This window comes from Amycolatopsis regifaucium (assembly GCF_001613935.1).
Lineage (GTDB): Bacteria > Actinomycetota > Actinomycetes > Mycobacteriales > Pseudonocardiaceae > Amycolatopsis > Amycolatopsis regifaucium.
Window position 1 is genome coordinate 561,242 of record NZ_LQCI01000034.1, and the last position, 26,551, is coordinate 587,792.

The window sequence follows — 26,551 nt, forward strand, 5'->3', positions numbered from 1 at the left end:
ACCTCGGATTTGCGTTCCACTCGCCTTCGTGGAGTCGGACGCGTGTCGCGCCGGAGCGGGAATCGTCCCGTAGTCAGCGGTCCGGTAGGTCCAGCAGATCGAGGAACGCGGTCGCCGCCGGGGTGCGTCCGGCACCGTTCCAGATGAGGTACTCGACGCGTATGGGGGCGTCGGTGATTTCGATGGTGGCCAGACCGGTCAGGTAGGGGACATAGGCCGACGGCAGTAGCGCGATCGCCAGCCCCTTCCGTACGAGCCGGGCCATCATGAAATCCGCCGTGGTGACCTCGAAAGCGACCTCGCGGTTCAGACCCGCGGCGGCGAATGCCTCGTCCGACTGCGCCCGCGCGGCCGAGTGCGGTGGCAGGTCGATGAAGGTCTCGGTGGAGAGCCGAGCGAGGTCGACGGCTGGTTCGCCCACCAACGGGTGGTCAGGGGCGACGACGGCGACCAGCCGGTCCCGGGCGAGTTCATGGGCGTTGACGCCCACCGGTCGCACGCTGGTGGGCAATCCGAGGAAGGCGACCTCGATCCTGCCCTGTCTGACCTGTTCGGTGAGTTCTTCGCTGCCGCCGACGCGGATGTTCAGCTGGACCTCGGGATATCTGTCGTGGAACCGGCTCAGCGCGTCCGGGATGTCGACGGCGGCCACGGTGGGGATGAGGCCGAGGGCGAGCCTGCCGCGCACCTCGCCGGTCACCGCTGCGACGTCGGCGGCTGCCCGCTCCGCGGCGTTGAGGCTCTCGCGGGCCGCGGCCACGAAAGCCTTTCCGGCCGGGGTGATGCGCACATGGCGGCTGGTGCGGTCGAACAGCCGTGCGCCCAGTTCCCGTTCGAGGCCGGCGATTTGGCGACTCAGCGCCGACTGGACGACCAGGCATTGCTCCGCGGCACGGGTGAAGCTGTTCGTCTCGGCGACGGCGAGGACGTAACGCATCTGTTGGAGCTCCATAGATCAATGCTGACACGGCATTGCTGAAGTGCCAACAATGCGTTGGACTCATCGTTGTCGCCCCGCAAGACTTTGAGTTGTGGCAAGGCCACATCAGGACTTCGGAGATGAACGGATCGTCATGACCGATACGCCGGTGACCGGATCGCGTTCTTCGGTCCCGTCCCGCACCCCGGCGGTGCGCGGCAAGGCCGCGGGCGCGCTGCGGGACGGGTCGTCACAGTCGCCGTGGCGGACGAGTTCTCCGAGCTGAAGCGCGGCCGCGACGCGAGCCCGCCTTCTCCTGAACTCACCCTCGATTCCCCGTTCGTGCGGGGACGTTCACAAGGACACCTATGACCACTGTCAGTACTGAACCGCGCTCACAGTTCCGGGCGTGGCTGGGCGTCGCGGCCATCACCGCGAGCTTGTTCGTCTTCGTCACCACCGAGCTGATGCCCATCGGGCTGCTCACCCCGGTCAGTGCGGGACTGTCCGTCTCCGTCGGCCTCGCGGGCATGATGGTGACGCTGTACGGCATCTCCGCGGGCGTCGGGGTGCCGTTCCTGGTCGCGTGGAGCCGCAAGGTGAACCGCCGTGCTCTCCTCGCCACGCTGCTGGCGATCATGGCGGTCGGCAACCTCCTCACGGCCGTGTCGCCGAATTTCCCGATCGTCCTGGCCGCCCGGCTCGTCACCGGGTTCGCGCACGGCGTGTTCTGGGCGATCGGCGTCGCCATGGCGATGCGGCTCGTCCCCGACAAGAAGGCCAGCAAGGCCGCCGCGGTGGTGCTTTCCGGCATGTCGATCGCCACCGTCGTGGGCATGCCGCTGGGCACGTTCATCGAGAGCCTCACCGATTGGCGCACCACATTCCTCATCTGGAGCGGCCTGAGCCTTGCGGTCCTTCTCGCCGTAGTGCTCACGCTTCCGTCGCTGCCGTCCCAGAGCGCCATCCCGGTGCGGGAGGTGTTCGCGCTGCCGATCCGGAACGGACGGATGCGAGTCGTGCTGACCACCGTCGTGCTTTACGTACTCGGGCACTTCGGCGCGTACACGTTCATCCGCCCCTTCATGGAGCAGCGCGCCGGGGCGTCGGCGGCGTGGGTGACCGGGCTGCTGATCGTGTTCGGGGTCGGCGGCGCGGTCGGCAACTTCGTCGCCGGGCACACGGTCAACAGGAACATGCGCGCGACGTTCGTCGTCGCCTGCACCGGACTCGTCGCCTCGCTGCTGCTGCTCCTGGTGCTCGGCGGCAGCCCGGTGGGCCTGGTCGTCGCCGTGGTGGTGTGGGGAGTGTCCTTCGGCGCCGCCAATCTCTGCCAGGTCAACATGATGCTCGCCGCGGCCCCGGACACCTTCGAGGCCGCCATGTCGCTCAACACCATGGGATACAACATCTCGATCGCACTCGGCGCATTGCTCGGCGGACTGTTCGCCGGCGGTTTCGGGCCCACCGGTGCGGTGTGGTTCGGCGTCGCGTTGACAGTGACCGCGTTGCTGACCGCCATCGGCTCGCACCGCGACGCCGCGCAGGCCGGAAAGGGCCACACGTGAACACCAGTAGGCACAGCCGGCGCCTTGGTGCCCCATCCCATGGACGTCGGCCAGCCAGCCGACGTCCATGGGATCCGGGCTGTCGAGGTCGTCGAGCACCAGGTGGATGGCGATGACGTGCAGCGGGAACGAGAAGACCGCCGGGGTTTCGAGCGCAAGCAGGTTTTCTTCTACCGCCCACGCCGCAGGGCACGGTGGGCGAGCGCGTCGACGATGCGCTGCCATGCCGGTGAAGCTTCGGAGATCCGGGAAACGACCAGCTTCAGGTAGCCGGGCTCACTGGAGGCGCCTTCGTGCTTGATCTCCCACGCGTCCAGGTCGTCGATGAGCCGGTCCAGGCGTGGATCGCGGGGATCCCAGCCGGCCGCTTGATCGCAGGCGCGATACAAGCGCGCCGTCTCGGGATCGTCGAAGGCGGCGTTCTTGTCCCGTAGCCGCTGCGGCAGGAGCTGCGGATCCAGCGCCTGCATGAGGATCCACGCGTCGCGTTCGAGCCGGATCCTCCGTTCGCTGATGCCCAGACGGCGCATCCGGTCCAGGATGGCGACCACTTCCGGTGGCAGGACAAGCCTTTCGCCGCTCGCCAGTTCGGCGATCCGGAGGCGGTTTTCGGTGAGCCGGTCGATCTTGCGTCGCAGGTCGGCGTCGATTTCGGTGATGGCGGCGGCGAATTCGGCGGGCTGTGCGTGCAGCAGGGCGTCGATCCGGGCCAAGGGCACCCCGGCATCGGCGAGGGTCCTGATCCGGATGAGATCCACCGCCGCTTGCGCGCTGTAACGGCGGTAGCCGGACGCGTCGCGTTCGGGTTCGGGCAGCAGACCGACGTGGTGGTAGTGGCGAACGGTGCGCACGGTCACGCCGGCGGTCGCCGCGAGCTGGCCGATCGTGAGCACCGTTCTCCTGCCTTCCGGGGTCCCACTGAGTCTAGGAGCGATCGACGACGTCACGGATCGCCTGGACCACGGCATCGGGGCGGTCGAAACAGAGCCGGTGGTGCAGGGTGTCGGAGAGGACGCGTTGTTCGCCGTGCGAGACCGCGCTCACCAGGGCCGCGTCCATTTTCGTCTTGGCGTCGTTCAGCTCACGCGACAGCTGCTCGTCCTGGCCGGGATCGGTGCCCACGACGGTGAGCGCGACCACCGGGACGTCGGGAAGGTCCGGCCCGGCCCGCAGTTCGGTGACGAGTTCGGGCAGCTTGGTGCGCTCGGCGACGCCGGCGCGGAGCCATTCGTCGCTCACCTTGGCCTCGACCAGCGCCTGCCGGACGTGTTCCGGGTAGTCCGCGCGCAGCTCGTCGTACATCTCGCGCAGTGCCTGCCGCATCCGCTCCGGATCGGGCGCCATCCGCCCAGCCGCGGCCAGGCCCGCGGCCGGCGGCATGAAGTCGTCCCAGTCCCGGTGCAGGGCGTCCAGCCAGACGAGTCCGGCGACGTCTCGCGGATACAGCTGCGCGAATCGATGCGCGTAGAGGCCGCCGAGGGAGTGCGCCGCCAGGACGTACGGGGCGGGGATGTCCTGGGCGTGCAGCAGGTCGCGCAGTTCCGTGGCGACCGCGGTGGCAGTGCGCGGCAGGGGGAGATGATCGCTGTAGCCGGTGCCACCGCGGTCGTACACCACAGCGGTGGTGAACCCCGCGACCTGCTGCTGAACGCCGAAATAGTCCAGGCCGACCGCGCTCGCGCCGGGCAGGAACACGACGGCCGGACCGCCGCCGCCCGACCGGTGCACGAAGACGCGGCGGCCGTCGATCTCCTGGAATCCGCCGATCGGCGGCGCGAGCCGAGCGGGGGAAGTGCTGTCGTTCGTCATGCGATCAAGGCTCCAACCCTGACGCAGGGTCAAGGTCAAGCTTTCCCGATGTCCATGTCGAGACGGCAGGGACGGCTCCGACCTCCAGGTGAAAGCGCCGAGCGGGCGCTGAAGCGGCGAAGGAGGCTTTGCGATGAGCAAGGTGGTACTGGACGTGTCGATGTCCCTTGACGGGTTCACCGCCGGACCGAACGTCCGGGCCGAGGAGTCCATGGGGGACGGCGGGGAACAACTGCACGAGTGGATGGGCGGAGCCGGACCGGACGCCGACGTCCGCCGGGAGGTGGACTCGGCGGTCGGGGCCACCGTCATCGGGCGGCGCACCTTCGACCTCGGCCTGCGTCCGTGGGGCGGCACCCCGTGGCCGGGCGTCCCGAGCTTCGTGGTCACCCGCCGGACCAGGGACGACCTCCTCGGGGACAACGGCGGGACGTTCGTCTTCGACGGCCTGGAGGCCGCGGTCCGGCGTGCCAAGGAGGCCGCGGGGGACAAGGACGTCCTCGTGCTGGGCGCTGACGTCGCGGGCCGGCTGCTCGCCGCGGGCCTGCTCGACGAGGTGTATCTCCACCTCGCGCCCGTCCTCCTGGGGCAGGGGACGGCGTTGTTCGGCGGTGGTCGCGGCGACCTGATCCCGGCGGGAGAGCCCGTCGCGGGGGCCGCCACCCATCTGCGCTATCGCGTCCGGAGTGGAGCGACCCGCGGCGCTGGGCGGGCGAGGCTCATCGACCCAATGTGGGTGAGTACACCGTAAGTTTTTCTCGGCCGAGAAAGTGGCACTGACCTGGCGAATGTCCGTTTTTTCCCGCGCTGCCCGCGCACCGAAATCTTCTTTTTTCGGGACACGACGTGTGCTCTCCGGCGACACCTGCGAGAATGGGTAGTGAGATCGGGGCATCGAATGCGCTCAGACTCGCATATGAAGAGCAGGTAAAAAGTATGGCTCAGGGCAGCGTGAAGTGGTTCAACGGCGAAAAGGGCTTCGGCTTCATCGCGCAGGATGACGGCGGACCGGACGTGTTCGTGCACTACTCGGAGATCCAGGGGAACGGCTTCAAGTCCCTGGACGAAGGGCAGCGCGTGGAGTTCGAAATCGGTCAGGGCCAGAAGGGCCCGCAGGCCCAGCGCGTCGTCGCCATCTGACGTTTTTCCACCGCCGAAGGCCCTCACCCGAACTGGGTGAGGGCCTTCGGTCGTTGAAGGGACCGCCGCGGCTTCAGTCCTCGAGCCGCCGTGTGACGGCCGTCATGGCCCGGCCGACGGCCCGGAGGTCTTCCGGCTCGATCACGTCCACGAAATGCTCCCGGACGGTGCGCAGATTGTCCGGTGCCGCGCGGCGCAGGGTCTCGTCGCCCGCCTCGGTGAGCCGCGCGCTGACCCCACGCCCGTCCTCGGCGGCCGACTCCCGCCGGACCAGGCCGCGGGACTCCAGCCCGTTGACGCGATGGGACAGCCGGCTGCGCGAGTAGTACGCCGACTTCGCGAGGTCGGCCATCCGCATCGACTGACCCTCCGCTTCGGACAGCCGTACGAGCAGTTCGAACTCGGCGAGTGAAAGCCCGTGCCGCTCCCGCAACCTGCGGTCGAGCAGGTCGACGAAACGTACCGATCCTTCGATGAACGCCCGCCAGTCGCGTTGCTGGTCCGCGTCGAGCCAGTTGGTCACGCCGCCAAGGTAGCAGTTGACGCCTTCAACTACTTCGGGCTACTTTTGGTTGAAGACTTCAACTAGATGAGGTGCGCGATGGCGAACGACGCCTGGGTGGTGCAGGAGAGAGACGCGGAGACGATCGAGCGCCCCGCGCTGTGGTTATTGGCTGACAGCGGACACACGGGCGGGCTCCTCGGCGCGAACCGGCTCTGCTTGCGGGCCGGAGAGGCCGGTACGAAGCCGCACTTTCACGAGAAATCCGCGGAAGCGTTCTATGTGCTCGACGGGGCGCTTCGCATGATGGTGGGCACCGAGCTGATCACCGTCGACAAAGGTGGTTACGTCGTGGTGCCGCCGGGCGTCCGGCACGCGTTCGCCGCGCCGCCGGAGCTCGCCGCGAATGTGCTCATCACGCTCACTCCCGGTATCGAGCGATTCGACTACTTCCGTGCCCTGCCGGAGATCCTGCGCGGAGACCTGCCGCCGGACGAGGTCGACCGGATCCACGAGCGCTACGACGTCCATTTCGTCGACGCGCCGGAATGGAACGAATCCCTCAACGCCGGGTGACAATCATCCGACCGCGATTTCTCCTTCGCCTCACAAAGCGCGTAGCCGCCGGTTGACGTCGCTGAAGTCGGCCGCCACTGTGGTTTTCTCTCGCGGATCCGCGAGAGAAAAATCGAACTCGGTGGGTGGAGTTCAGCATGCACAACACTTTCCGTTCTTCCCGGCGGCGTGCGCTGTTTTCCGGTTTGGTGACGGCAGGGCTCGTGGCGACGTTGTTGTCCTTCGGGGCCGCGTCCGCCGATGCCGACCCTGGTTTCTACGATCCCCCGTCACCGCTTCCGCGGGGCGCCGACGGCGACGTGATCAAGACGCTGCCGTCGACCTTCAGCGGCGCGAAGTCGACCAGGGTCATGTACCTGAGCCGGGACGCCGCGAATCGCGCGATACCGGTCACGGGCACGGTTCTGGTGCCGGACAAGGCATGGAGCGGACCGGGGCAGCGTCCGATCGTGGCGTACGCGCCGTTCACGGCGGGCATGGGCGATCAGTGCGCGCCGTCGAAATCCCTGGCGGGCGAGGGTGGTGACTTCGTGTCCTCCTTCCAGAAGTCCTTCGTGAGTGCCCTCCTGGACAAGGGTTTCGCGGTCGCCCAGACCGACTACGAAGGCCTCGGGACACCGGGCGAACACACCTACGTGGTGCGGGAATCCGAAGCGCACGCGGTACTCGACGTACTGAGGGCGGCGCAGCGACTGTCCGGCACCGGGCTTTCGTCCGCTTCGCCGGTCGGCGTCGCGGGTTACTCGGAAGGCGGCGGCGCTTCGGCTTCGGCGGCCGAGCTGGCGCCGTCCTACGCGCCCGAACTCGATTTGAAGGGCGCTTACGTAGGCGCGGCTCCCGCGGACAAGGCGGTGCTCGCGAAGAGCCTGGACGGTGGAATGTACGTCGGTTTCCTCGGGTATTCGTTGATCGGCCTGAACGCGGCCTATCCGGAAGCCAAGATCCTCGACCTGGCCAACGACGCCGGTAAGCAGCTCTTCGAAGAAGCCCGGAAGACCTGCACGCTGGACGCGGTCTTCAAATACATGTACCGCAATTCCGCTCAGCTGACCAAGGACGGCCGGCCCGTCTCGGCGTACCTGGACCAGGAGCCGTTCCGCGGCATCGTCGCGGCGAACCGGATCGGCACGCTCAAGCCCGCCGCGCCGGTGCTGGTCGCGCACGCTCCCAACGACGACGTCATCCCGTCGAGCATCGGCAAACAGCTCGGCAAGGACTGGTGCGCCAAGGGCGCGAACGTGCGCTTCCAGGACATCCCGTCGTTCAGCCCGCTCTTCTCCCACGTCCTGGGCATCTCCGGTGCCCAGGGAGAAGCCGCGAACTGGCTGACCGAACGGTTCGCCGGGAAACCGGCGGCGGGGAACTGCGGCCGGTTCTAGCGCGGTTCCGAAGTTCAGCTCTCCTGCGGAAAAGCCTCGAGCTGCCTCCGCAACGGCTTGACGTCACCGGTTTCCCTGGCCATCCGGATCACCTCGCGCAGCCGCGCGAGGTGATCCGGATGTTTCCGCCAGTACGGCTCCCGCACCATGAGGATCGCGGCGAGCAGGTCGCCGGGGTAGTACCGGCCCTCGGCCATGGGGTCGGCTTCGAGCAGGGGGAGCGCGAGGGGAACGAGCACCTCGACGCTCACCTGCTGCCCCAGCAGTACTCGCAGGTCCTCCACCTCGAAGTCCCGGATCGGCTTGCGGCGCAACCGGTAGACCGTCGTCATGAGGCCGGTCGCGTCCGGTGGCGGGTCGCCCCATGGCGGTTCGAGGTCGTCCAAAGTGGTCACGGGCCCCAAACTACCCCGGCGCCACCGCCCGTCCGGTCTGCGGGGAGATCGCACCGGCGCAGAGCCCTCGCGCGGCCAGGCCCTGTGCGATCCGCGGGATCGCCGCGATGGTGTTGACGGGCGAGTCGTGCATGAGGATGACCTGTCCGTTGGTGAGGCGGGCGTTCGCCGCGACGATCGCGTCGGTGCTCGCGTTGTTCCAGTCCTGCGAGTCGACGTCCCAGAGGATCTGGGTCAGCCCGTACCGCGCCGCCACCGAGCGCACGGTCGTGTTCGTCTCGCCGTAGGGCGGACGGAACAGTTTCGGGGTGCCGCCGCCGGCGTTGGCGATGGCCTGTTGCGTCCGTGAGAGCTCCGCATCGATCTGCGACTGGCTCAACCGGGGCAGATGCGGATGCGTGTAACTGTGGTTCGCCACCCACATTCCCGCGCTTACCTGGGCCCGGACCAGCGCCGGATTCGCGGCGGCGTATTGGCCCTGATTGAAGATCGTGGCCCGCAACCCGTTCTGCCGGAGCGCGTCGAGCAGGCGTGAGGTAGTGGCGGACGGGCCGTCGTCGAAGGTGAGTCCGACGTATCCGGAGCAGGCGGCGGGAGTGGCGCCGGGAACGAAGGTGAGCGCGGCGACCAGCGCGGCGACGACGAACACGGCGTCACCCGCTCACGGTGATGCTGGAGTTGCCACTGCTCTGATAGCCCTCGGTCGCCATGATCATGTAATAGCTGAAGGAGCCGAGCCGCATTCCGGCCCGCGCCCACGCGTCGAAATGGTTGCCGGTGGTGATGATGCCGCCGGTCCGCCTCGTCTGCCGGACGCTCCAGTACTGGTTGAACGTCTTGGTGCCTTCCACGGACGGGGCGTTGTACCTGGTCGTCTGGTAGATGTCGTACGTCCCGCCGTCACTGGTCACGGTGCCCTTGTAGGTCCCGGTCGGCCGGTAGCTGCCCCAGTTGTCGACGATGTAGTACTCCACCAGCGGGTTCGACGTCCAACCGTAAAGGGTCAGGTAGCTGCCGCCCGCGCTCAGCGTCATCGAGACCGAACCGGGCCGGTCGGTCCAGAACGAGTAGTAAAAGCCGTGATCAGCGCGGCCACGACGGCCCCGCTCAGAGCCGGCCGGAACCGGGATGTCCCAAGAGATCTCATCCGTGTGCTCCCTCTTCGTCGAGGTGTGCCGAGGGAAAAAGTGTCGGTGGCACCAAGGAAGCCGGTCAAAGACTTTCGAAGAAGTTTCGCCGGCTCGCGAGAGTGTGGCCAGGCCCATCCGCGGGCCCGACGATGGTCTCTGGAGCTCGTGTCCCGGCTACCGATATCGTCAAGGGATGCTTGTGATCATTCGTGAGCACTCGTGCGGTCTGGCGCGGTGAGCCGCTCCGCTCTGGAGCCCGAGCAGGTCGGGCGGAAGGTGCGGCTGCGCGAGGTCGGCCTCCGGGACCGCCGGGTCCTGATGGGCTTCGACCGCGACATGGCCCGCGAGGCGACGCCGCTGATCGGCGGCGGGCACCGGCATTGGGCGTCGCATCGTTCGGGTTCCGCCGGTGACGACATCCACTTCGGCATCGAAACCGTCCGCGGGCGCATGCTGGTCGGCTCGGTCTGCACCATCGGCGCCGACCCCGTGACCGGCCTGTTCGGCTACGGCATCGGGATCGCCCCTCGGCACCAGCGCTGCGGCTACGCCACGGACGCCATCACCGTCCTGCTGGCGCACATGTTCGAGCAGCGCGGCTTCCGCAAATGCGAGGTCAGCGTGTACGGCGGCAACCTGGCGTCGCTTTCCCTGCACGGTGGCCTCGGCTTCCGCGAGGAAGGCAGGCTGCGCGACACCGAAGTGGTGCGCGGCGAAATCAAGTACCTGGTGCGGATGGGCATCACGGCCGAGGAGTTCGCCCTGCGCCGTCCGGACGACCTCGGTGGCCGCGGCGGCAGCCGCGGTCAGCACCGGCGGCCCCGTCGCGGCAAACACTGGCGGACGCCCGCCGCGGTCAACGGGTGATCCCGGCTTCGTAAGCGAAGACGACGGCCTGGACGCGGTCACGTAGCCCGAGTTTCGTGAGGATGCGGCCGACGTGGGTCTTCACCGTTCCTGGCGAGAGGAACAGCAGCTCCGCGATCTCGGCGTTGGACAGGCCACGGGCCAGCTGCTGCAACACTTCGCGTTCGCGGCCGGTGAGCAGGGCGAGCCGGTCGTCCGGTGGCGGCGCGGGCAGGCCGGTGACGACGCGGTCGAGCAGCCGACGGGTCACGGTCGGGGCGAGGGTGGCTTCTCCGGCGGCGACCACGCGGACGGCGGAAAGCAGGTCCGGGGCCAGCGCGTCCTTGAGCAGGAAGCCGCTGGCGCCCGCCCGGAGCGCGGCGTAGACGTACTCGTCGAGATCGAAGGTGGTCAGCACCAGCACCCGGGTGCGGTGGGCCTCGGCGATCGCGGCGGTGGCTTCGACGCCGTCCATTTCGGGCATCCGGATGTCCATGAGCACGACGTCGGGGTCGAGGTCCGCAACCAGCTCCACGGCCTCCGCGCCGTCGCCTGCCTCACCGACGACGTCGATGTCGTCGGCGTTGTCGAGGATCATCCGCAGGCCGGTACGCACCAGCGCCTGGTCGTCGGCGATGACCACCCGGATCGTCATGACGGCAGTGTCGCGCGGACGGCGAAACCGCGTTCCGGCAAGGGCCCCGCGTCGAAAGTGCCGCCCAGCACGTTCACCCGTTCCCGCATCCCTTCGAGGCCGTGCCCGGTGCCGGACGGCGCCTCCGCCGCGATGCCGTCGTCGGTCACCTCGATCTCCAGCGCTTCGGGCTCATACCGCACCACGATAGTCACCGACGCGTCCGGACCGGCGTGTTTCAGCACGTTCGTCAAGGCCTCCTGCACGATCCGGTACGCCGCCAAGTCCACTGTGGACGAAAGCGGCCGTGGTTCCCCTTCGACGCGGAAGTCGACCGGCGTACCCGCCGAGCGGAGGTCGGCGACCAGACGCGGCAGCCGTTCCGCACCCGGCCGCGGTTCCCAGTCCGGCGCGTCCTGGCCGAGCGCGCCGAGCAGCCGCCGGATCTCGCTCAACGCGGTCCGCCCGGTGCCGACGATGGCGTCCAGCGCCTCCCGGGTCCGCTCCGGCCGCCGCTCCAGTTCCGCTTGGGCGCCCTGTGCCTGCAGTACCACCACCGAAAGCGCGTGTGCGACGACGTCGTGCAGTTCGCGGCTGATCCGCCCGCGTTCGGCCGCCACGGCCAGCGCGGCCTGGGTGTCCCGCTCACGTTCGAGATCGGCGGCCCGCTGTTCGAGCACCGACAGCCGGATCCGGCGCTGCCGCGTGTTCATCCCGGCCAGCCACGCCACCGAGAGCGACAACCCCACGCCCGCGAACCCGCCCCAGTCCTGGACTTGGCTTTCGTCGTCGTCGATCGGCGGTGCCATCGGATCGATGACGATGATCCGCGGCGGCGGCAGCGGGACGTGTGCCCGGGAGTTCGCTTCCGAGGCGTGGAACGACCACGCGGCGGCGGCGAGCAGCCCCGCCGCCAGCAGGGCGAGGGAAAGCCGTCGCGACCCCCAGGCCGCGACGGAGAAGAGGCCGATCAACGCCACGAGGTCGACCGGGCGGAGATCGTTGCCCATGGCCAGATGAAGAAGCGAGACCACCGTGCCCACCGTGAAGGTGATCGCGGGATTGCGGTGTCGTACCAGCAGAGAAGCCAAGGCCACCAACGACACCACCCACCATTCGAAGCCCTCCGGGGCGTCGGCGGCGACCACAGTGGACAGTCCGATGAGCACGGTCAGCCCGCGGTCGACGGCCTTCGGATGGTTCCTCAATACGGCCAGCACCGATCGAGCGTAACCGCGGATCGGGCGCCGCGGATCCACCGCGAGACAGAGTTCCGGGTACGACCTGCGACAGACGAACGGACGAGGAGTGACGTGCTCTCCGGCCGATGTGCGAACACGGCGGCATGGCACAGGCTGGGCGACGGAAAATCCTCGACCGAAACGGAAATCCTCATGAGAAGGCTTCTTGTCGCACTGCTCACCCTCGCCGCCATGGTCTCGGTGGTGAGCCGGGCTTCGGCGGACGCGCCGTCTTTGCGGTTGCCGCCGCCGACCGGTTCGCATCCCGTCGGCTCCACCGACCTGCATCTGGTCGACGACGCACGCCGGGATCCCTGGGTACCGACCGGGTCGCGTGAGCTGATGGTGTCGATGTTCTACCCGGCGCTGCTGTCGATCGGCCAGCGGCGGCCGTATCTGACGACGGCCGAAGCCAAGGCCTTTCTGACCGAGTCCGGGCTTCCCGACGTCGACCCCGCGCGGGTCGCCGGGACCCGGAGCAGTGCCCGCGTCGATGCCCCGCCGTTGCCGGGGAAGCGGGCGCTGGTCGTGCTGTCACCCGGTTTCGGCAAGCCGCGCACCACGCTCACCGGGCTGGCGGAGGAGCTGGCGAGCAAGGGCTTCGTCGTCGCGGTGATCGGCCACAACTACGAATCCCACGGCACCGCCTTCCCCGACGGTCGCGTCACCGAATGCGCCGCCTGCGGATCCGACTCCACCCTGCTCCCGCCGATCCGCTCCGCGGACGTCTCCTTCGTCCTCGACACCTTGACCAGGGGTTCGTCGAAGTGGTCGTGGCTGATCGACCGGACGCGCATCGGCATGGCCGGGCATTCGATCGGCGGCTACAGCAGCCCGACGGCGATGGTGAACGACCAGCGGATCCGCGCCGGCGTGGACATGGACGGCAGGCTGTGGTCGCCGATCCCCGCGTCCGGAATCGACCGGCCGTTCCTGCTGCTCGGCCGCGAAAGCGAGTACACCCCGGCCGGTCCGGACACGACCTGGGCCGGCAGCTGGCCGAAGCTCACCGGCTGGAAGCGCTGGATCAGCGTCGCCGCGGCCGGGCACGCGTCCTTCACCGACGTCGGCGTGCTCGGCGAGCAACTCGGCCTGTCGAAGCCTGGACTGCTCGGTGGCCTGCGCGGGATGGAGTTGACGAGGGCGTACGTCTCGGCGTTCTTCGACGCGAACCTGCGCGGCGGCCGCCAGCCGCTGCTGGACGGGCCGGTGACGGGCAACCCCGAGATCAAGTTCTGGAACTAGGCCGTCACGCTCGCGGCGGCCGTTTCGTCCAGAGGTCATGACGACACAGCTCAGCAGGTTCACCGACCAGAAGACGATCCTTTTGAAGACGTTCAAACGGGACGGGACGGCCGTCGGGACGCCGGTCAACATCGCCGTCGAAGGGGACCACGCGTTCCTGCGCACCTACGACGCGGCGTGGAAGGCCAAGCGGATGCGGAACGACCCCCGCGTCGAGATCGCTCCTTCCACCTTCCGCGGCATTCCGACCGGAGACGCCGTGCGGGGGCACGTGCGGCTGCTCGACTGCGACGAGGCCCGGCACGCGGCCGAGTGCCTCGCCGAGAAACATCGGCTACTGCACGGCTTCTTCGTTCCGCTCGTGCATCGGTGGAAGAAGTACAAGACGCTCCACTACGAGCTGAGACTGGATACTTAGCGGTTGAGGAAATCCGCGCTCCACCAGGGCTTCACTTGGGTAAGGCAAACGTGGCGTGTGAGTCACTGCGTCGTGAAGGCCTCTTTGCCTACCCTGAGGGTAGTGAAGGGGCCCTTCGCTACCCTCCGAGGTGATCTCCTGCGGGGACCGACTGCTCGCGTTCAGCCCGCTAAACGCGGCGGACACCGAATTCCGCACCGTACCGGTGGCACTGTCTGTCCATTAAGGACGGACAGCGCCACCCGATCGGTGCAACGTTTCGCCTGGCGATCGACAGGAGCGGCCCTTACGCTTTTCCGACCGCGACCTGCGAGGTGAGACGATGCGGTCCTTCGGCTCGGCGGATCCGGTCAAGCTGGCACTCGCCGGACTCACCACGATGGCCCTCGGGATGGCGGCGGCGCTCAACGCCGACGCCCTGCCGGTGATCGGCGGCGGCACCACCTATGCGGCCGAATTCTCCGACGCGGGCGGATTGCGCGCGGACAACGACGTCCGGATCGCCGGGGTGAAGGTCGGGAAGGTGTCCCGGATCGACCTCGAAGGCGATCGGGTGCTCGTTTCGTTCCGGGTGAAGGACGCCTGGCTCGGCGACGCCACCGGCGCGTCCATCCAGATAAAGAACGTACTGGGGCAGAAGTATCTGGCGCTCGACCCGCGAGGTGAAGCGGTCCTCGATCCAAGCGACCCGATCCCGCTGCGGCGGACCACCGCGCCCTACGACGTCCTTGAGGCGTTTCGAGACTTGTCGAAAACCGTGGACGCCATCGACGTCGATCAGCTCGCGAAGAGTTTCGACACGATTTCAGCCACCTTCGCCGATACGCCTGCCGACGTCCGCGCCGCGCTCGACGGAATCTCGAAGCTCTCCGGCACCATCGCTTCGCGCGACCGGCAACTCCGGACGCTGGTGGCGAACACGCGGCAGGTCTCGCAAACCCTCGTCGACCGCGACGCCGAGGTCCAGCGGCTGGTGCAGGACGGCAACGCGCTCCTGCGCGCGATCTCCACCCGGCAGCAGGCGATCAAGGATCTGCTCGACGGCTCGAAACGGCTCGCGACCGCACTCGACGGCATCGTCGCCGACAACGACGCGCAGCTCGGGCCGGTGCTCGAACAACTCGACCGGCTGACGTCGATGCTCCAGCGCAACCAGGACTCGCTGGCCAAGGGGATCGCCGCGTTCGCCCCGGCGATCCGGGTACTCACGAATGTCGCGGGAAACGGGCGGTGGATCGACGGCTACCTGTGCGGGCTCGTGCTGCCCTCGTTCGGACCGCTCAACGAGAAGGGCTGCTTCGAGAAGTGAGGACTACGGCTTCGTCCGCCGGAGCCAGTACAGCCCGATCACCGGCAGCACCAGCGGGATGAAGAGGTAGCCCTGCCCGTACACCGACCACACGGTGGCGTGCGGGAAAGCCGCGCGGTCGAAGAGACTGAAAGTGCCGACGGTCAGCACGCCGATCAGCTCGATCCCGCAGGCGAGCACCGCGATCCGCCACCAGTTCGCGCCGCGGCGGGCGAGTGCCACGGTGGCCAAGAGATAGACGACGGCCGCGAACGCGGACAGCACGTAGGCCAGCGGGGCCTCGTGGTACTTGGTACTGATCTGCACGGCCGCGCGCGAGGTCGCCGCCAGCGCGAAGATCGCGTACACGGCGACCAGGATGCGGCCGGGACCTGAGGCCTTGTCCGTACCGGGCTTCTCGCTGACGTCCTTGGCGGCTTCGCCCACCGTGCTCTCCTCGGTTTCTTCAGGCACTGGCGCCCGCCCACACCTCGTGCAGCCGGAGCACCATCACCGGGATGGCGAGGCAGGCGATCCCGAGGATCGCGGTGCTCGACCGCGTGCGCTCCGCCAGCGCCCAGAACGTCCCGAGCGGGAGCACGACCAGGCAGCCGATCAGGTAGGCCAGGTAGGTGGCCATGCTGCCCGGGCGGCCGCCGCCGATCAGCAGCACGACGCCGATGACCAGCTGGACCACCAGGAGGAGTTCGACGACGCCGAGGCCGACGAGCAGTGCGTTGTCCGGCAACTTCTTGCGCGCGGACTGCACGAAACTCCACACCGCGACCAGCGCCGCGCAGATCGCGACGATCACCGCGAAGCCTGTGATCACGCCCGCCTCCTTACCTACTCCGCCGTCGACAACGTACCTGCGGGCTTTTCGGCGCCGATGGGCGACCGGCGGGGTTCGTGGCGGGGGCCACGATGGAGTGAGCGATGGTCAAGACCGCGAGTGAATAGATCACGAAGCGCGTTCGGTTGGCGTTCTGTCAATTCGGCCGGCCGCAATTGTGTTCTGTGCCGCGACCAGGGATTACGGCGCGAGCGTGCTCCTGTTACACGCCGACCGGGTGGTTGAAAACCGAATTGATCTCACCCTGGGTACCCCTACTATTCGGTAGGTTTCGAATTCACGTCCCTGAACAGCCCATGCGAACCCCCGGTATGGCGGATTGGCCGTTCGCTGCCGGGCGAGTGGAATATTCCCCATCGCGATGGTGCACTTGGCCCATCCGATTGGTGCCAAGGAGGGGGCGCTCGATGGACGTCCGTTACGAAGCGTATTGCTTCGCGGATCCGCTGTTCTTCGACGAGCAGCGGGAAACCGGGGACGCCGCCGACGATTACGCCGCCCTGTTGCCCGCCCCCGAATCCGGCTGGCGCTCCGGAGTGCGCGGGGTATGGCGCATGCTGCACCCTCTTGCTCGAAACCTTCCTTCGCAGGGCTGGAAAATCCACGTTTCGGCAGGTTTGCACAACGCCGAGCGGGTGCTCGTGAAGGTGCATGAGCATTGTATCGAGCACAATGTGTCGTACAAGCATCTGCGTTCGAGGAACACCCTGCTCGCCAGGAATTCCAAATACGCGCCGCGTGACGGAAGCGGAAAGTTGCTGACTCTTTATCCAGCTGACAACAACGAGCTGGAGCGCGTGCTCGTGGAGCTGGCCGTGAAGCTGGAGGGAGAGCCAGGAGCGTATATTCTCAGTGATCTACGCTATGGCGCCGGCCCGCTCTTCGTCCGTTACGGCGGATTCGCCGAGCAATGGGTCGAACTCGACGGCAAGCGCGTCCTCGCGGTGCGCAAGCCGGACGGCACGCTGGTCCCGGACAAACGCGAGCCGACCTTCTCCGTACCCGACTGGGTGACGATTCCGGAGTTCCTCGCGCCGCACCTCGCGGCTCGCAAGGGTGGCGACCCGGCCCAGTTCCCCTACCGGGTGAAGAAGCCGCTGCACTTCTCCAACGGCGGCGGGGTGTACCTCGCCGACCGGAACGCCGACGGCGAACAGGTGGTCCTCAAGGAGGCCAGGCCCTACGCCGGCCTCGACCGCGACCTGGTCGACGCCGTCGAACGGCTTCGCCGGGAGCACCAGGTATTGGAACGGCTCAAGGACATCGACGGCGTCCCCGCCGCCTACGACCGGTTCACCGTCTGGGAGCACCACTTCCTGGCGATGGAGTACATGCCCGGCGTCGCGCTCGGCAGCTGGCTCGCCCGCAACTACCCGCTCACCCGCCGGGACTGCACGGAAGCCGACATCACCGCCTACACCGAACGCGCGCTGGCGCTGGTCGACCGCGTGGAGAAGATGGTCGAAGCGGTGCACGAGCGCCGGATCGTCTTCGGCGACCTGCACTCGATGAACATCCTGGTCGACGGAGACGACGACAAGGTCTCGCTGATCGACTTCGAGATGGCGGCCGACGTCGACGGCGGCGCCCGGCCCGCTCTCGGCGCGCCCGGATTCCGCGCCCCGCGGGATCGGCACGGCTTCGAGGTCGACGAGTACGCGCTCGCCGTCTTGAAGCTGTGGATCTTCCTGCCGCTCACCACGCTCCTCGAACTCGCCCCGGCGAAGCTGCGCGGGCTGGCGGACTTCGTCCAGCGACGCTTCGACGTCCCGGAGGGCTACGCCGACTCGATAGTCGCCGAGCTCGCGCCCCGGAACGCTCCGCCGCGATCGAGTGAGACCGAACTCGACCACGACGAACCGGACTGGACGCTGGTCCGCAAGCAGATCACCGAAGCGATCCTCGCCAGCGCGACCCCGGAGCGCACCGACCGGCTCTTCCCCGGCGACATCGAGCAGTTCCGCGTCGGCGGAGCGTGCTTCGGCTACGGAGCGGCCGGTGTCCTCTACGCGTTGAACGCGGTCAACGGCGACCGCTACCCCGAGCACGAGAAGTGGCTGTTGGACGCGGTCCGTCGCGACCCGCCGGGACGGCCGGGGTTCTACGACGGCTCGTACGGAATCGCCTACGTCCTCGAAGAACTCGGGTACCGCGACGAGGCGGCCAAACTACTGTCGTCGTCGGCGACGCTGGTGGGACAGACCGCCGACCACGGCCTCGAAGGCGGCCTTTCCGGAATCGGCCTGACCCAGCTGCACTTCGCGGTGAAGCGCAAGGACAACGAGTTCGGCAGGCAGGCACTCGCCACCGCCGTCCGGCTCGCCGAAGCGCTCGAAACCGCCGACCCGCCCGGCGACTTCGCCAGGTCAGGGCTGCTCAACGGCTGGTCAGGGCCGGCGTTGCTGTTCATCCGGCTGTTCGAGCGCACCCGTGAAGAGGGCTGGCTGTCCTTCGCCGACCAGGCGCTGGAGCGGGACATCGAGGAGTGCGTCGAATCCGACGACGGCTCGCTGCAGGTCCGCGACGGCGAGACCAGGACCTTGCCCTACGTGGGTGTCGGCAGCGCCGGGATCCTCTTGGTCGCCGAAGAGCTGGCGAAACACCGTCCGGACGCGAAGGCGTTGAAGAGCCTTCCCGGGCTACGCGAATCTTGCCGCGGCGAGTTCGTCATCCACCCCGGCCTGTTGTTCGGCCGGTGCGGGCTGATGGCCGCGCTCGCGACGGGCGCCGAACCGGACCAGCGCGTCCGCGAGGCCGTCGACCTGCATCTTTCCCGGCTGGCCTGGTACGCGGTGCCGTACAAGGGTGGCCTGGCGTTCCCCGGCAACCAGCTGCTGCGGCTGTCGATGGACGTCGTCACCGGCGGCGCGGGCGTCCTGCTCGCCCTCGCCGCCACCCTGGACGGGAAGGCCTTGCTGCCGTTCCTGTCCCCCAGAACTGCCGGTCGTTGACGATCGGCGGACCAGGAAAACAACGAAAGGGAACACGATCATGGAACTCGTTCTGGACCTGCAGGCCATGGAAGCTCCCGAGGTGCTCGAAACCGGCGGTGGCGGCAGCCACGGCGGCGCCAGCAACCTCAGCCTGCTGGCCTCCTGCGCGAACAGCACGGTCAGCCTGCTGACCTGCCACTGATCACTGAGTGATCGGTGAGGGCGCGGGAGCGGCACAGGCCAAGTGCGCCGCTCCCGCGCCCCTCATTTTGCCGGTCGGATCATCTCGTTGGGATCACGTTGTAAGGAGTGGGATGGCGGGTTCCACCGATCGGTTACTGGTCACCGTGACCATGCTCGATCGTCCCCGCCTGATCGCGCTGATCTTGAGCGCCCTCGCCGGGACGGCCGCGGGGCTGCTCCTGCCCGGCGCGCTCGCCGCCGCGGTCGACGCCGTCGTCGCGGGACGGCCCAGCCTCCCCGAGGTCTCGTGGCTGCTCGTGCTCGGCGCCACGCAGATCGCCGTCGGCCTCATCGGCGGCATCCTCACCGCGCGGATGACCGCTTTCGCGACCGCTTGGCTGCGTCGCAAACTCACCGACCGCTATCTGGCGCTCGGCACCAGATCCACCTTCGCCGACGGTGACGCGATCAGCAGGCTCACCGGGGACTGCACGGGCGCCGGCCTGGTCGCCTCGGTCGTCGTCCAGCTCGGCTCGTCGACCTTGATCTCCGGCGGCGCGGTCGTCCTGCTGGCGTGGATGGACTGGCGACTCGCGCTCGTCTTCCTCGGCAGCATCCCGTTCGCGCTGATGCTCGCGCGCACGCATCTGAAGAACACCGCCGAAGACGTCCTTACCTACCAAGAGGTTTCCGGGGAACTGGCGGCGAGGATGGTCGACGCCGTCGCCGGGCTGCGCACGATCGCCGCGTCGGGTACCGCCGATCGCGAAGCCGAACGAGTGTTGCGGCCGCTGCCGAAGCTGAGTCTCGCGGGCCGCGGGATGTGGCGCACACAGGCCAGGATGGTGTGGCGTTCCGGCCTTCTGCTGCCCGCGGTGGAGATCGCCGTGCTGGCCGCCGCCGGTTTCGGCGTGCTGGAGGGGAGGCTGAGTGTCGGCCAGGTCCTCGCCGCACTCGGTTACGTCGCGCTCGGCATGAGCATGGTCACCCAGATCCCGTTGCTCACCACGCTTTCCCGCGCGCGCTCGTGCGCGCGGCGGATCACCGAGGTGCTGGCGTCACCGGTACCCGAACCGGGCGAGCTGGGCGTCGTCCCCGGTCGGGGGACGCTCGAACTGCGTGGTGTCACCGTCGAAGGCGCGTTGCGGGATGTCGACCTCGTGGTCCGCGGCGGCCGGTTCACCGCCGTCGTCGGGCGTTCCGGCTCGGGGAAGTCCGCGCTGGTCAACGTTCTCGGCGGGCTGCTGAGCCCGGACGAAGGGGCGGTGACGCTCGACGGCCGTCAGCTGGCGGACCTGCGGCCGTACGAACTCCGCGCGGTCATCGGTTTCGCCTTCGAACGGCCCGCGCTGCTCGGCGCCACCATCGGCGACGCCGTCGGATACGGCTCCTGGGCAGGTGAGGCCGCCGTGCGCGCCGCCTGTCAGTCCGCGCAGGTCGACGACCTGATCGTCCGGCTGCCGAACGGATATCGGACGCCGCTTTCGGAGACCCCGCTCTCCGGCGGGGAGGCGCAGCGGATCGGGCTGGCGCGCGCGATCGCGCACGCGCCGAGGGTGCTCATCCTCGACGACGCCACCGCCAGCCTCGACACGGTCACCGAAGCCGCCGTCGAAGCGGCGATCGAACGCACCCTGCCCGGCCGGACCCGGGTGGTGGTGACGCATCGCGCGGCCACCGCGGCACGGGCGGACGCGGTGGTGTGGCTGGACGACGGGCGGGTCCGTGCCGTCGGTACCCACGACGAGCTGTGGCAGGATCCGGCCTATCAAGGCGTCTTCACGGGTTCGCCAGCGAACACGGAGGGCGAGCAGTGAGCGTCTGGGGGCTCTACCGCTCGGCGCTGGCCGGGCAGTGGAGAGGCGGGCTGGTGTTGCTGGCCTGCTCCGTGCTGGAAAGCGCGCCCGCGTTCTTGTCCGGTCGCCTGGTCGAACTCGCGGTTGACGAGGGGTTTGCCGCGGATCGGCCAGGCACCGGACTGCGTTGGCTCGCGGTGTTCGGCCTGGTCGCCGTGATCGGGGCGTTCGGGTCGCGGCTGGTGTGGCATCAGCTCGGCAAGGTCGTCGAGCCGCTGCGTGACGCGCTGGTGACCGCCGTGGTGCGCGGGGTCCTGCACGATCCGGCGCCACCGCGGAACCAGCCGGACGCCAGCGGCGTCGCCCGGATCACCCAGCACGTCGAGGTGGTCCGCGACGCCACGGCCGGGTTGCTGGTGCAGGCGCGCGGGATGATCGTGACGACGGTGGCGGCGCTGGCCGGGTTGTTCACCATCGCCGGTTCGCTCGCGCTGATCGTCGCGATCCCGGTGGTGGTTTCGGTGGTCGTGTTCGCCTGCCTGCTGCCCTCGCTGGCCCGGCGGCAGCGCGCGCTCGCGTTGGCCGACGAGCGAACCGCCGAGGTCGCGGGCGCGTCGTTGTCCGGTATGCGCGACATCGTCGCCTGCGGTGCGGAACCCCTTGCCGCGCTTGAGCTTTACGACGCCATCGACACGCAGGCCAAGGCGGCCGTGCGGGTGGCGCGGTCGGGGGCGGCCAGGACGGTGGTGATCGCGACCGGCGGCTTCGTCCCGTTGCTGCTGGCCTTGCTGGTGGCGCCGGGCATGGTCTCCGGCGGCGTGCTCACCGCCGGCGCCGCGCTCGGCGCACTGGTCTACCTCGCGACGACGATGCAGCCGGCGTTGCGGGGGCTGGCGTCCACCGCGAGCACCGTGGTGCTGCGGCTGATCGTCGCGCTGCGGCGGTTGGCGGAGACCGCGGAAGCCGAGCCGGAGCCGGACGGTACGGCCGAACCGGCCGGGACCGCGATCTACGTGCGGGATCTGACCTTCAGCTGGGGTGCGGCGGCCGAGCCGGTGGTGCGCGGGCTGGACCTGCATCTGCGGCCGGGCGAGCGGTTCGCGGTGGTGGGCCCGAGCGGGATCGGCAAGTCGACGCTGGCCGGGTTGCTGACCGGGATGCTCGAACCGCAGGCCGGGCGGGTACTGCTCGGCGGAGTACCGGTCCGGGAGGTGCCGGCGGCGGTACGGCATCGGATGATCGCGCTGATCCCCCAGGAGGCGTACGTCTTCGCGGGATCCGTGCGGGACAACGTCGGCCTGTTCGCGCGGACGGCGATGGACGCCGAACTGTGGGCGGCCGTGACCGCCGTGGGGGCGGAGCCGCTGGTCACGCGGCTGGGCGGACTCGACAGCGAGATCGGGCACGGGACGCTGTCCGCCGGTGAGGCGCAGCTCATCGCGCTGGCGCGGGTGTACGCGAGCGACGCGGGCGTCGTCATCCTCGACGAGGCGACCTCGCACCTCGACCCGCCCGCCGAAGCCCGCGCGGAACGGGCGTTCGCCGAGCGGGGCGGGATCCTGGTGGTGATCGCGCACCGGCTGACGTCGGCGTTGCGCGCGGACCGGGTCCTGGTGATGGACGGCAAGGAGACCGCCCTCGGTACCCACCTCGAACTCATGGACCGGTCCACGCGCTACGCCCAGCTCATGCACGCGTGGGCGCCGCGGCTACCCCAGCCCAGTGCGCAGTTCTTCCAGCGCGCCCCGGAGTAGCCCGTCGACCGGAACCGGGCGCCGGGACTCGCGATCGACGAAGACGTGCACGAAATGCCCTTCGGCGATCACCGTCTCCTTCGAGTACATCCCGACCTCGTAGCGGACACTCGACCGCCCGAGATGCCCGACCCGCAGGCCGACCTCGAGTTCACCCGGGAACGACACCGAAGCGTGGTACTTGCATTGGGATTCCACGCACAACCCGATCACCTGCCCGGTTTCGATGTCGAGCCCGCCGCGTTCGATCAGCCAGGTGTTGATCACGGTGTCCATCACCGAGTAGTGGACGACGTTGTTGACATGTCCGTAGACGTCGTTGTCCTTCCACCGCAACGGAACCGTCTGCCAGTGCGGGTACTCGTCGTTCACCACAGCGTCACCGATTCACGCAGGATCCCGGCGAGGTCCGGTTCGGCGGCCTCGCGTGGTGCCGTCGCCAGCAGTCGTTGTTGTTTCACCGTGCCGGAAACCAGTGAGTCCACATCGGACTCCGAATAGCCGACGGCGCCGATCCCGTTGGGGATCCCGATCTCCCGCATGAGCTGCCGCAGCACCGCGGGCAGGTGGTCTTGCAGATCGCCCGGCCATTCGTACTCCGGGGCGAGCAGCCGGGCCACCCGCAGGTGCCGGTCCGGGCACGCGTCGAAGGTGAAGCGGAACGCCGCGGGCGCGGTCAGCGAGACCGCCATCCCGTGCGGCACCATCGGCTCGTCACCCGGATAACCCGGGGGGTGGAATTCCCGCACCTGCCCGGCGATCGGATAGGCGTTGGCGTGCGGGATGTGCACGCCGGCGTTGCCGAAGCCGAGTCCGGCGAACGTCGCCGCGAGCGCCATCGCCTCGCGGGCCTTCAGGTCCGACCCGTCCCGCACTGCCGCGGGCAAGGCCCACGACAGCAGCCGCAGGGACTGCTCGGCGAACATGTCGGCGAGCGGATTCGCGCCACAGTAGGGAACGCGGTCCTCGGGGCGCTTGCGGTCGAACTCGGTGTACGGCTTGGCCGTGTAGCTTTCCGCGGCGTGACACAGAATGTCCATCCCGCTCGCGGCGGTGACCTCCGGCGGCTGCGACACCATCAGCCGCGGATCGACCACGGCGAGACTCGGCCGCAGCCGGAGATGGCTGATGCCGCTCTTCACCCGCAGTGACAACACGTCCAGCACGCACACCGTCGTGCTCTCCGAGCCCGTTCCGGTGGTGGTCGGCACCGCGACCAGTGGTTTCAGCGGCGCGCTCGGCGCGCGGCCGCCACCGACCGGTGCGTTGACGTAGTCCATCAGGTCGCCGTCGTTGCTGGTCAAGAGATTCACCGCCTTCGCGGTGTCGATGGCCGACCCGCCACCGACGGCGACGAAGGCGTCCCACTCGCCCTGTCCTCTGGCGAAGTCGACGGCCTTGCGCATGCTGACGTCGGTCGGCTCGACGTGGACGCCGTCGAAGACGACCGCTTCGATGCCGTAGGTCCCGATGCCTTCGGCGATCCGTTGTGGCCAGCCCGTCGCGGCGACGGCCGCGTCGGTCAATACGAGCACCCGCCGGGCGCCGTACTGGGTGAGGTCGTAGCCGATTTCGTCACTCGACCCGGTTCCGTACTTCAAGGCTGGTGCGCCGTAGGTGAAAACAGTTTCACGTCCAGCGGTGGCTGAGGTCACGTTTTCGTGCTCCCTTGCTCGAACACGTCCCGATTTCGGACATTCTGCCGCCCCGGGGTTGCCGGAATCGAAAGATCGCTTGACGGCACCGATCACCGCCCGCCTAAGCTCTTCTCATTAGATACCAACTGGGAGCGTCCGTCGCCCATACGGCCGTGCAGATCTTGATCGAGGCAGGAGTCCACCGCGTGTACGCGGTGGCTGGTGAGTCTTTCCTGGATCTGCTCGACGCGCTGCAACGCGAGCGGTCGATCACCTTCGTCTCGGCGAGGCACGACTCCGGCGCGGCCTTCATGGCCGAAGCCGAAGGCAAGCTCACCGAGCAGCCGGCGGTACTGCTGGCGGGCCGCGGCCCGAACGCGGCGAACCTCGCGATCGGTGTCGCCACGGCGTACCAGGACGAAAGCCCGATGGTCGTCCTGCTGGAGAACCCGCCGTCCAGTCCCGGCCCGACGAGTGAACTGCCCACCGCCGACCTGACCGCGATGTTCGAGCCCATCGCCAAGTGGACCGGTCACGCGAAGCAACCGGACGAGGTGCCGGGCCTGCTGGTCGAGGCGCTGACCCGCTGTCGCGAAGGGCGTCCCGGCCCCACTGTCGTCGCCGTCCCCGCCGACTTCTGGGGGGTGCCGTTCGATTCGGCCAAACCGGTCGCTTCCGTGCGGCCGCCCGCTACCGGCGCGCTCGGCCGGACCGCCGAGGCGGTCGCGCAGCTGGTCGACGAGGCGCGCTACCCGGTGGTGATCGTCGGCGGCCGGGCGCGCTCGGCGCGGGACGAGCTGATCGCCGTCGCCGACGAACTCGCGTTGCCGGTGTACAACGCCTTCCGCCGTCAGGACGCCTTCCCGGAGAACCACGCGCGCTACGCGGGCCACCTCGGCATCGGCATCCCGGCGCGCCAGCTCGACGCGCTGGAACGCGCCGACCTCGTCCTCGCGCTGGGCACGCAGCTCGACGAGGTCACCACCCAGTCCTTCCGCTACCCGACGCCTTCGCAGACTTTGGTGCTGGTGGGCACCGGCATCGAGCCGGCCAGGCGTGGTGGCTTGACCTTCCGGGTCGACTCCGAAGTCGAACCGTTCCTGCGCGAACTGCGCACGGTCGCCTCGCCGCGGACACGTCGCGCGTCGGCCGCGAACGCCGCCGTGCACACCTTCATGACGCCGCCCGACACCAGCGGCGCCACCCGCGTCCATCCGGCCGACGTCATCCGCGCCGTGCGCAAGCTCGCGCCCGAAGACGCCATCGTGACCAGCGACGCGGGCAACTTCGCCCAGTTCATGCACCGCTACTGGTGCTTCACCGCGCCGCGCAGTCAGCTCGGGCCGAGCAACGCCGCCATGGGGTACGCGGTCCCCGCGGCGATCGCGGCGAAACTCGCCGAGCCGCGCCGGACGGTGATCGCGATGGTCGGCGACGGCGGTGCGCTGATGACCGGGCAGGAGATCGAAACCGCCGTCCGCTACCGGGTGCCGGTGACCGTCCTGGTGTTCCAGAACGGACTGCACGGTCCGCTCGCCGTGCACCAGGCACGCAAGCACGGACGGTTGTCGGGGGTCACCGTCGCCGCCACCGACTTCGCGTCGTGGGCACGCGGGCTCGGCGCCGCCGGGTACACCGTGGACGACCGTGAGGAGCTGGAGCCGATCATCGCGAGCGCGCTGGTCCGGCAACGGCCGTGCGTGATCGACGTGCGGACGGATCCGGACGTGGTGACCCCGGACATCCGGCTGACGAGCCTGCTGGGCGCCGCGAGGCCGCAGCAGGGCGGCCAGTAGCGATTACCGGGCGGTACTTTTTCTCAGGGGATACACAGAAACCCTTGCGGGGGCGCCTTCACCTGCCCCAAGGGGTGGGAATCCGGCGACGACTCGGCCGACTTTCGATCGCGGAGACCGGATTTTGTCGGTCGGCCGTGGCACAATCGCCGCAACACCGAGAGTCCGATGAGGACTGGGTGGACAGGAGCGGCCAGTGGGGCCGCGGCCGTCCGCCGGTGAGTTGTTGGCACGCAGTACGTACAGCGTTGTGTTGACACAGGGGAGAAAACATGGCTGACGAGATGAAGCCACAGGACAAGTCCAAGTCCGTTTCCGGCGTGGTGCCGGTGCAGTTCAGCGCGGACGCGGAGACCCACGACGTCGCCGTCGTGCCCACCAACCGTGAAGCCCTGCGCCGTTCACCGTTCGGCGCCGACGTTCCGTTGCGCGCGGCGAGCGGCGAATAGCCGAGTGGTAAAGAGCACCGCGCGGCCGGGTGACGACGCTTGTCGGTCTACGTGAGGTGT

The 26,551-nt window shown here is 68.7% G+C and carries 29 protein-coding genes; 16 read left to right on the top strand and 13 right to left on the bottom strand.

Annotation, left to right across the window (positions count from 1 at the left end; all coding sequences use genetic code 11):
- Positions 1–73: 73 nt before the first annotated feature.
- A complete protein-coding gene (locus tag AVL48_RS26470; protein ID WP_061980243.1) occupies positions 74–952 on the bottom strand; it encodes a LysR family transcriptional regulator in 879 nt (292 codons plus the stop codon).
- A 121-nt stretch (positions 953–1,073) separates the two neighbouring features.
- On the opposite strand from AVL48_RS26470, the gene AVL48_RS40600 reads away from it, so the two are divergent.
- Both AVL48_RS40600 and AVL48_RS26475 read left to right on the top strand, forming a co-directional pair.
- Complete coding sequence (locus tag AVL48_RS40600) at positions 1,074–1,205, top strand: hypothetical protein (protein WP_279626642.1); 132 nt, start codon at positions 1,074–1,076, stop codon at positions 1,203–1,205.
- Between the two features lie 82 nt (positions 1,206–1,287).
- The gene (locus AVL48_RS26475; RefSeq protein ID WP_074038219.1) at positions 1,288–2,487 is read left to right on the top strand and encodes an MFS transporter; all 1,200 of its coding nucleotides are present in this window, start codon (positions 1,288–1,290) and stop codon (positions 2,485–2,487) included.
- A 170-nt stretch (positions 2,488–2,657) separates the two neighbouring features.
- On the opposite strand, the gene AVL48_RS26480 is transcribed toward AVL48_RS26475, so the two are convergent.
- Positions 2,658–3,380, bottom strand: a complete 723-nt coding sequence (locus AVL48_RS26480; RefSeq protein ID WP_061980242.1) for a MerR family transcriptional regulator — start codon at positions 3,378–3,380, stop codon at positions 2,658–2,660.
- Between the two features lie 31 nt (positions 3,381–3,411).
- Positions 3,412–4,296, bottom strand: a complete 885-nt coding sequence (locus AVL48_RS26485) for an alpha/beta fold hydrolase (protein ID WP_061980241.1) — start codon at positions 4,294–4,296, stop codon at positions 3,412–3,414.
- A gap of 133 nt (positions 4,297–4,429) precedes the next feature.
- On the opposite strand from AVL48_RS26485, the gene AVL48_RS26490 reads away from it, so the two are divergent.
- Positions 4,430–5,047 (top strand): dihydrofolate reductase family protein, encoded by a 618-nt coding sequence (locus tag AVL48_RS26490; protein WP_063816494.1) that lies wholly within the window; start codon positions 4,430–4,432, stop codon positions 5,045–5,047.
- 185 nt (positions 5,048–5,232) lie between these two features.
- A complete protein-coding gene (locus AVL48_RS26495) occupies positions 5,233–5,436 on the top strand; it encodes a cold-shock protein (RefSeq protein ID WP_037319102.1) in 204 nt (67 codons plus the stop codon).
- Positions 5,437–5,509: 73 nt separating this feature from the next.
- Here the strand turns inward: AVL48_RS26495 and AVL48_RS26500 are convergent, their stop codons facing one another.
- Positions 5,510–5,959: a MarR family winged helix-turn-helix transcriptional regulator gene (locus tag AVL48_RS26500; protein ID WP_061980240.1), complete on the bottom strand. Its 450-nt coding sequence runs from the start codon at positions 5,957–5,959 to the stop codon at positions 5,510–5,512.
- 78 nt (positions 5,960–6,037) lie between these two features.
- Between AVL48_RS26500 and AVL48_RS26505 the strand changes: the two genes are divergently transcribed.
- Positions 6,038–6,514, top strand: coding sequence for a cupin domain-containing protein (locus tag AVL48_RS26505; RefSeq protein ID WP_063816493.1), 477 nt, complete (start codon positions 6,038–6,040; stop codon positions 6,512–6,514).
- A 137-nt stretch (positions 6,515–6,651) separates the two neighbouring features.
- On the top strand, positions 6,652–7,893 hold the full coding sequence (locus AVL48_RS26510) for a lipase family protein (protein WP_061980594.1): 1,242 nt from the start codon (positions 6,652–6,654) through the stop codon (positions 7,891–7,893).
- Positions 7,894–7,907: 14 nt separating this feature from the next.
- Here the strand turns inward: AVL48_RS26510 and AVL48_RS26515 are convergent, their stop codons facing one another.
- Genes AVL48_RS26515 through AVL48_RS40280 form a run of 3 tightly spaced genes read right to left on the bottom strand, consistent with a single transcriptional unit; the run spans position 7,908 to position 9,322 of the window.
- Entirely contained in the window at positions 7,908–8,288 is a 381-nt protein-coding gene (locus AVL48_RS26515; protein WP_244162515.1) for a contact-dependent growth inhibition system immunity protein, read from the bottom strand.
- Between the two features lie 10 nt (positions 8,289–8,298).
- Entirely contained in the window at positions 8,299–8,937 is a 639-nt protein-coding gene (locus AVL48_RS26520) for a polysaccharide deacetylase family protein (protein WP_061980237.1), read from the bottom strand.
- Between the two features lie 4 nt (positions 8,938–8,941).
- A complete protein-coding gene (locus AVL48_RS40280; RefSeq protein WP_061980236.1) occupies positions 8,942–9,322 on the bottom strand; it encodes a glycoside hydrolase family 11 protein in 381 nt (126 codons plus the stop codon).
- 372 nt (positions 9,323–9,694) lie between these two features.
- Between AVL48_RS40280 and AVL48_RS26530 the strand changes: the two genes are divergently transcribed.
- Positions 9,695–10,285 carry a GNAT family N-acetyltransferase gene (locus AVL48_RS26530; RefSeq protein WP_482746683.1) on the top strand — a complete coding sequence of 197 codons (591 nt, stop codon included), beginning with the start codon at positions 9,695–9,697 and terminating at the stop codon, positions 10,283–10,285.
- Here the strand turns inward: AVL48_RS26530 and AVL48_RS26535 are convergent.
- Together AVL48_RS26535 and AVL48_RS26540 are read right to left on the bottom strand one after the other, a co-directional pair.
- Positions 10,275–10,919, bottom strand: a complete 645-nt coding sequence (locus AVL48_RS26535) for a response regulator (protein ID WP_061980234.1) — start codon at positions 10,917–10,919, stop codon at positions 10,275–10,277. The genes AVL48_RS26530 and AVL48_RS26535 overlap by 11 nt on opposite strands.
- Positions 10,916–12,118 carry a sensor histidine kinase gene (locus AVL48_RS26540; protein WP_061980593.1) on the bottom strand — a complete coding sequence of 401 codons (1,203 nt, stop codon included), beginning with the start codon at positions 12,116–12,118 and terminating at the stop codon, positions 10,916–10,918. The genes AVL48_RS26535 and AVL48_RS26540 overlap by 4 nt, the downstream gene beginning before the upstream one ends.
- Positions 12,119–12,292: 174 nt before the next feature.
- Here AVL48_RS26540 and AVL48_RS26545 point away from each other — a divergent pair, with 174 nt between their 5' ends.
- The 3 genes from AVL48_RS26545 (at position 12,293) to AVL48_RS26555 (ending at position 15,111) form a co-directional block, all read left to right on the top strand.
- Positions 12,293–13,384 carry an alpha/beta hydrolase family protein gene (locus AVL48_RS26545; protein ID WP_061980233.1) on the top strand — a complete coding sequence of 364 codons (1,092 nt, stop codon included), beginning with the start codon at positions 12,293–12,295 and terminating at the stop codon, positions 13,382–13,384.
- Positions 13,385–13,421: 37 nt separating this feature from the next.
- Positions 13,422–13,802: a PPOX class F420-dependent oxidoreductase gene (locus AVL48_RS26550; protein ID WP_061980232.1), complete on the top strand. Its 381-nt coding sequence runs from the start codon at positions 13,422–13,424 to the stop codon at positions 13,800–13,802.
- Positions 13,803–14,124: 322 nt separating this feature from the next.
- The gene (locus AVL48_RS26555) at positions 14,125–15,111 is read left to right on the top strand and encodes an MCE family protein (RefSeq protein ID WP_061980231.1); all 987 of its coding nucleotides are present in this window, start codon (positions 14,125–14,127) and stop codon (positions 15,109–15,111) included.
- A gap of 3 nt (positions 15,112–15,114) precedes the next feature.
- Here AVL48_RS26555 and AVL48_RS26560 read toward each other — a convergent pair whose 3' ends face one another.
- A complete protein-coding gene (locus AVL48_RS26560) occupies positions 15,115–15,564 on the bottom strand; it encodes a hypothetical protein (RefSeq protein ID WP_425266119.1) in 450 nt (149 codons plus the stop codon).
- Complete coding sequence (locus AVL48_RS26565) at positions 15,557–15,922, bottom strand: hypothetical protein (RefSeq protein ID WP_061980230.1); 366 nt, start codon at positions 15,920–15,922, stop codon at positions 15,557–15,559. Before AVL48_RS26565 ends, AVL48_RS26560 begins: the two co-directional genes overlap by 8 nt.
- A gap of 428 nt (positions 15,923–16,350) precedes the next feature.
- Between AVL48_RS26565 and lanKC the strand changes: the two genes are divergently transcribed.
- From lanKC to AVL48_RS26580, 4 genes are all read left to right on the top strand, one after another.
- Positions 16,351–18,894, top strand: a complete 2,544-nt coding sequence (lanKC, locus tag AVL48_RS26570) for a class III lanthionine synthetase LanKC (RefSeq protein WP_061980229.1) — start codon at positions 16,351–16,353, stop codon at positions 18,892–18,894.
- A gap of 40 nt (positions 18,895–18,934) precedes the next feature.
- Positions 18,935–19,078, top strand: coding sequence for a SapB/AmfS family lanthipeptide (locus tag AVL48_RS39200; protein ID WP_143104629.1), 144 nt, complete (start codon positions 18,935–18,937; stop codon positions 19,076–19,078).
- A 112-nt stretch (positions 19,079–19,190) separates the two neighbouring features.
- Positions 19,191–20,876 (top strand): ABC transporter ATP-binding protein, encoded by a 1,686-nt coding sequence (locus AVL48_RS26575; RefSeq protein WP_061980228.1) that lies wholly within the window; start codon positions 19,191–19,193, stop codon positions 20,874–20,876.
- Positions 20,873–22,609 carry an ABC transporter ATP-binding protein gene (locus AVL48_RS26580; RefSeq protein ID WP_061980227.1) on the top strand — a complete coding sequence of 579 codons (1,737 nt, stop codon included), beginning with the start codon at positions 20,873–20,875 and terminating at the stop codon, positions 22,607–22,609. The genes AVL48_RS26575 and AVL48_RS26580 overlap by 4 nt, the downstream gene beginning before the upstream one ends.
- Here AVL48_RS26580 and AVL48_RS26585 read toward each other — a convergent pair.
- On the bottom strand, positions 22,565–22,984 hold the full coding sequence (locus AVL48_RS26585; protein ID WP_074038218.1) for an acyl-CoA thioesterase: 420 nt from the start codon (positions 22,982–22,984) through the stop codon (positions 22,565–22,567). The genes AVL48_RS26580 and AVL48_RS26585 overlap by 45 nt on opposite strands.
- Positions 22,978–24,210, bottom strand: coding sequence for a hydroxyacid-oxoacid transhydrogenase (locus tag AVL48_RS26590; RefSeq protein ID WP_061980225.1), 1,233 nt, complete (start codon positions 24,208–24,210; stop codon positions 22,978–22,980). Before AVL48_RS26590 ends, AVL48_RS26585 begins: the two co-directional genes overlap by 7 nt.
- A gap of 182 nt (positions 24,211–24,392) precedes the next feature.
- Between AVL48_RS26590 and AVL48_RS26595 the strand changes: the two genes are divergently transcribed.
- A complete protein-coding gene (locus tag AVL48_RS26595; RefSeq protein WP_279626644.1) occupies positions 24,393–26,042 on the top strand; it encodes a thiamine pyrophosphate-binding protein in 1,650 nt (549 codons plus the stop codon).
- A 272-nt stretch (positions 26,043–26,314) separates the two neighbouring features.
- Positions 26,315–26,491, top strand: coding sequence for a hypothetical protein (locus AVL48_RS39675; protein WP_167386363.1), 177 nt, complete (start codon positions 26,315–26,317; stop codon positions 26,489–26,491).
- The last annotated feature ends 60 nt before the right edge of the window (positions 26,492–26,551 follow it).

Coding starts and splice junctions, on each gene's coding strand:
- AVL48_RS26470 (WP_061980243.1), bottom strand. CDS start 952: ATGGAGCTCCAACAGATGCGTTACGTCCTCGCCGTCGCCGAGACGAAC.
- AVL48_RS40600 (WP_279626642.1), top strand. CDS start 1,074: ATGACCGATACGCCGGTGACCGGATCGCGTTCTTCGGTCCCGTCCCGC.
- AVL48_RS26475 (WP_074038219.1), top strand. CDS start 1,288: ATGACCACTGTCAGTACTGAACCGCGCTCACAGTTCCGGGCGTGGCTG.
- AVL48_RS26485 (WP_061980241.1), bottom strand. CDS start 4,296: ATGACGAACGACAGCACTTCCCCCGCTCGGCTCGCGCCGCCGATCGGC.
- AVL48_RS26490 (WP_063816494.1), top strand. CDS start 4,430: ATGAGCAAGGTGGTACTGGACGTGTCGATGTCCCTTGACGGGTTCACC.
- AVL48_RS26495 (WP_037319102.1), top strand. CDS start 5,233: ATGGCTCAGGGCAGCGTGAAGTGGTTCAACGGCGAAAAGGGCTTCGGC.
- AVL48_RS26505 (WP_063816493.1), top strand. CDS start 6,038: ATGGCGAACGACGCCTGGGTGGTGCAGGAGAGAGACGCGGAGACGATC.
- AVL48_RS26510 (WP_061980594.1), top strand. CDS start 6,652: ATGCACAACACTTTCCGTTCTTCCCGGCGGCGTGCGCTGTTTTCCGGT.
- AVL48_RS40280 (WP_061980236.1), bottom strand. CDS start 9,322: ATGACGCTGAGCGCGGGCGGCAGCTACCTGACCCTTTACGGTTGGACG.
- AVL48_RS26535 (WP_061980234.1), bottom strand. CDS start 10,919: ATGACGATCCGGGTGGTCATCGCCGACGACCAGGCGCTGGTGCGTACC.
- AVL48_RS26545 (WP_061980233.1), top strand. CDS start 12,293: ATGAGAAGGCTTCTTGTCGCACTGCTCACCCTCGCCGCCATGGTCTCG.
- AVL48_RS26550 (WP_061980232.1), top strand. CDS start 13,422: ATGACGACACAGCTCAGCAGGTTCACCGACCAGAAGACGATCCTTTTG.
- AVL48_RS26555 (WP_061980231.1), top strand. CDS start 14,125: ATGCGGTCCTTCGGCTCGGCGGATCCGGTCAAGCTGGCACTCGCCGGA.
- lanKC (WP_061980229.1), top strand. CDS start 16,351: ATGGACGTCCGTTACGAAGCGTATTGCTTCGCGGATCCGCTGTTCTTC.
- AVL48_RS39200 (WP_143104629.1), top strand. CDS start 18,935: ATGGAACTCGTTCTGGACCTGCAGGCCATGGAAGCTCCCGAGGTGCTC.
- AVL48_RS26575 (WP_061980228.1), top strand. CDS start 19,191: ATGGCGGGTTCCACCGATCGGTTACTGGTCACCGTGACCATGCTCGAT.
- AVL48_RS39675 (WP_167386363.1), top strand. CDS start 26,315: ATGGCTGACGAGATGAAGCCACAGGACAAGTCCAAGTCCGTTTCCGGC.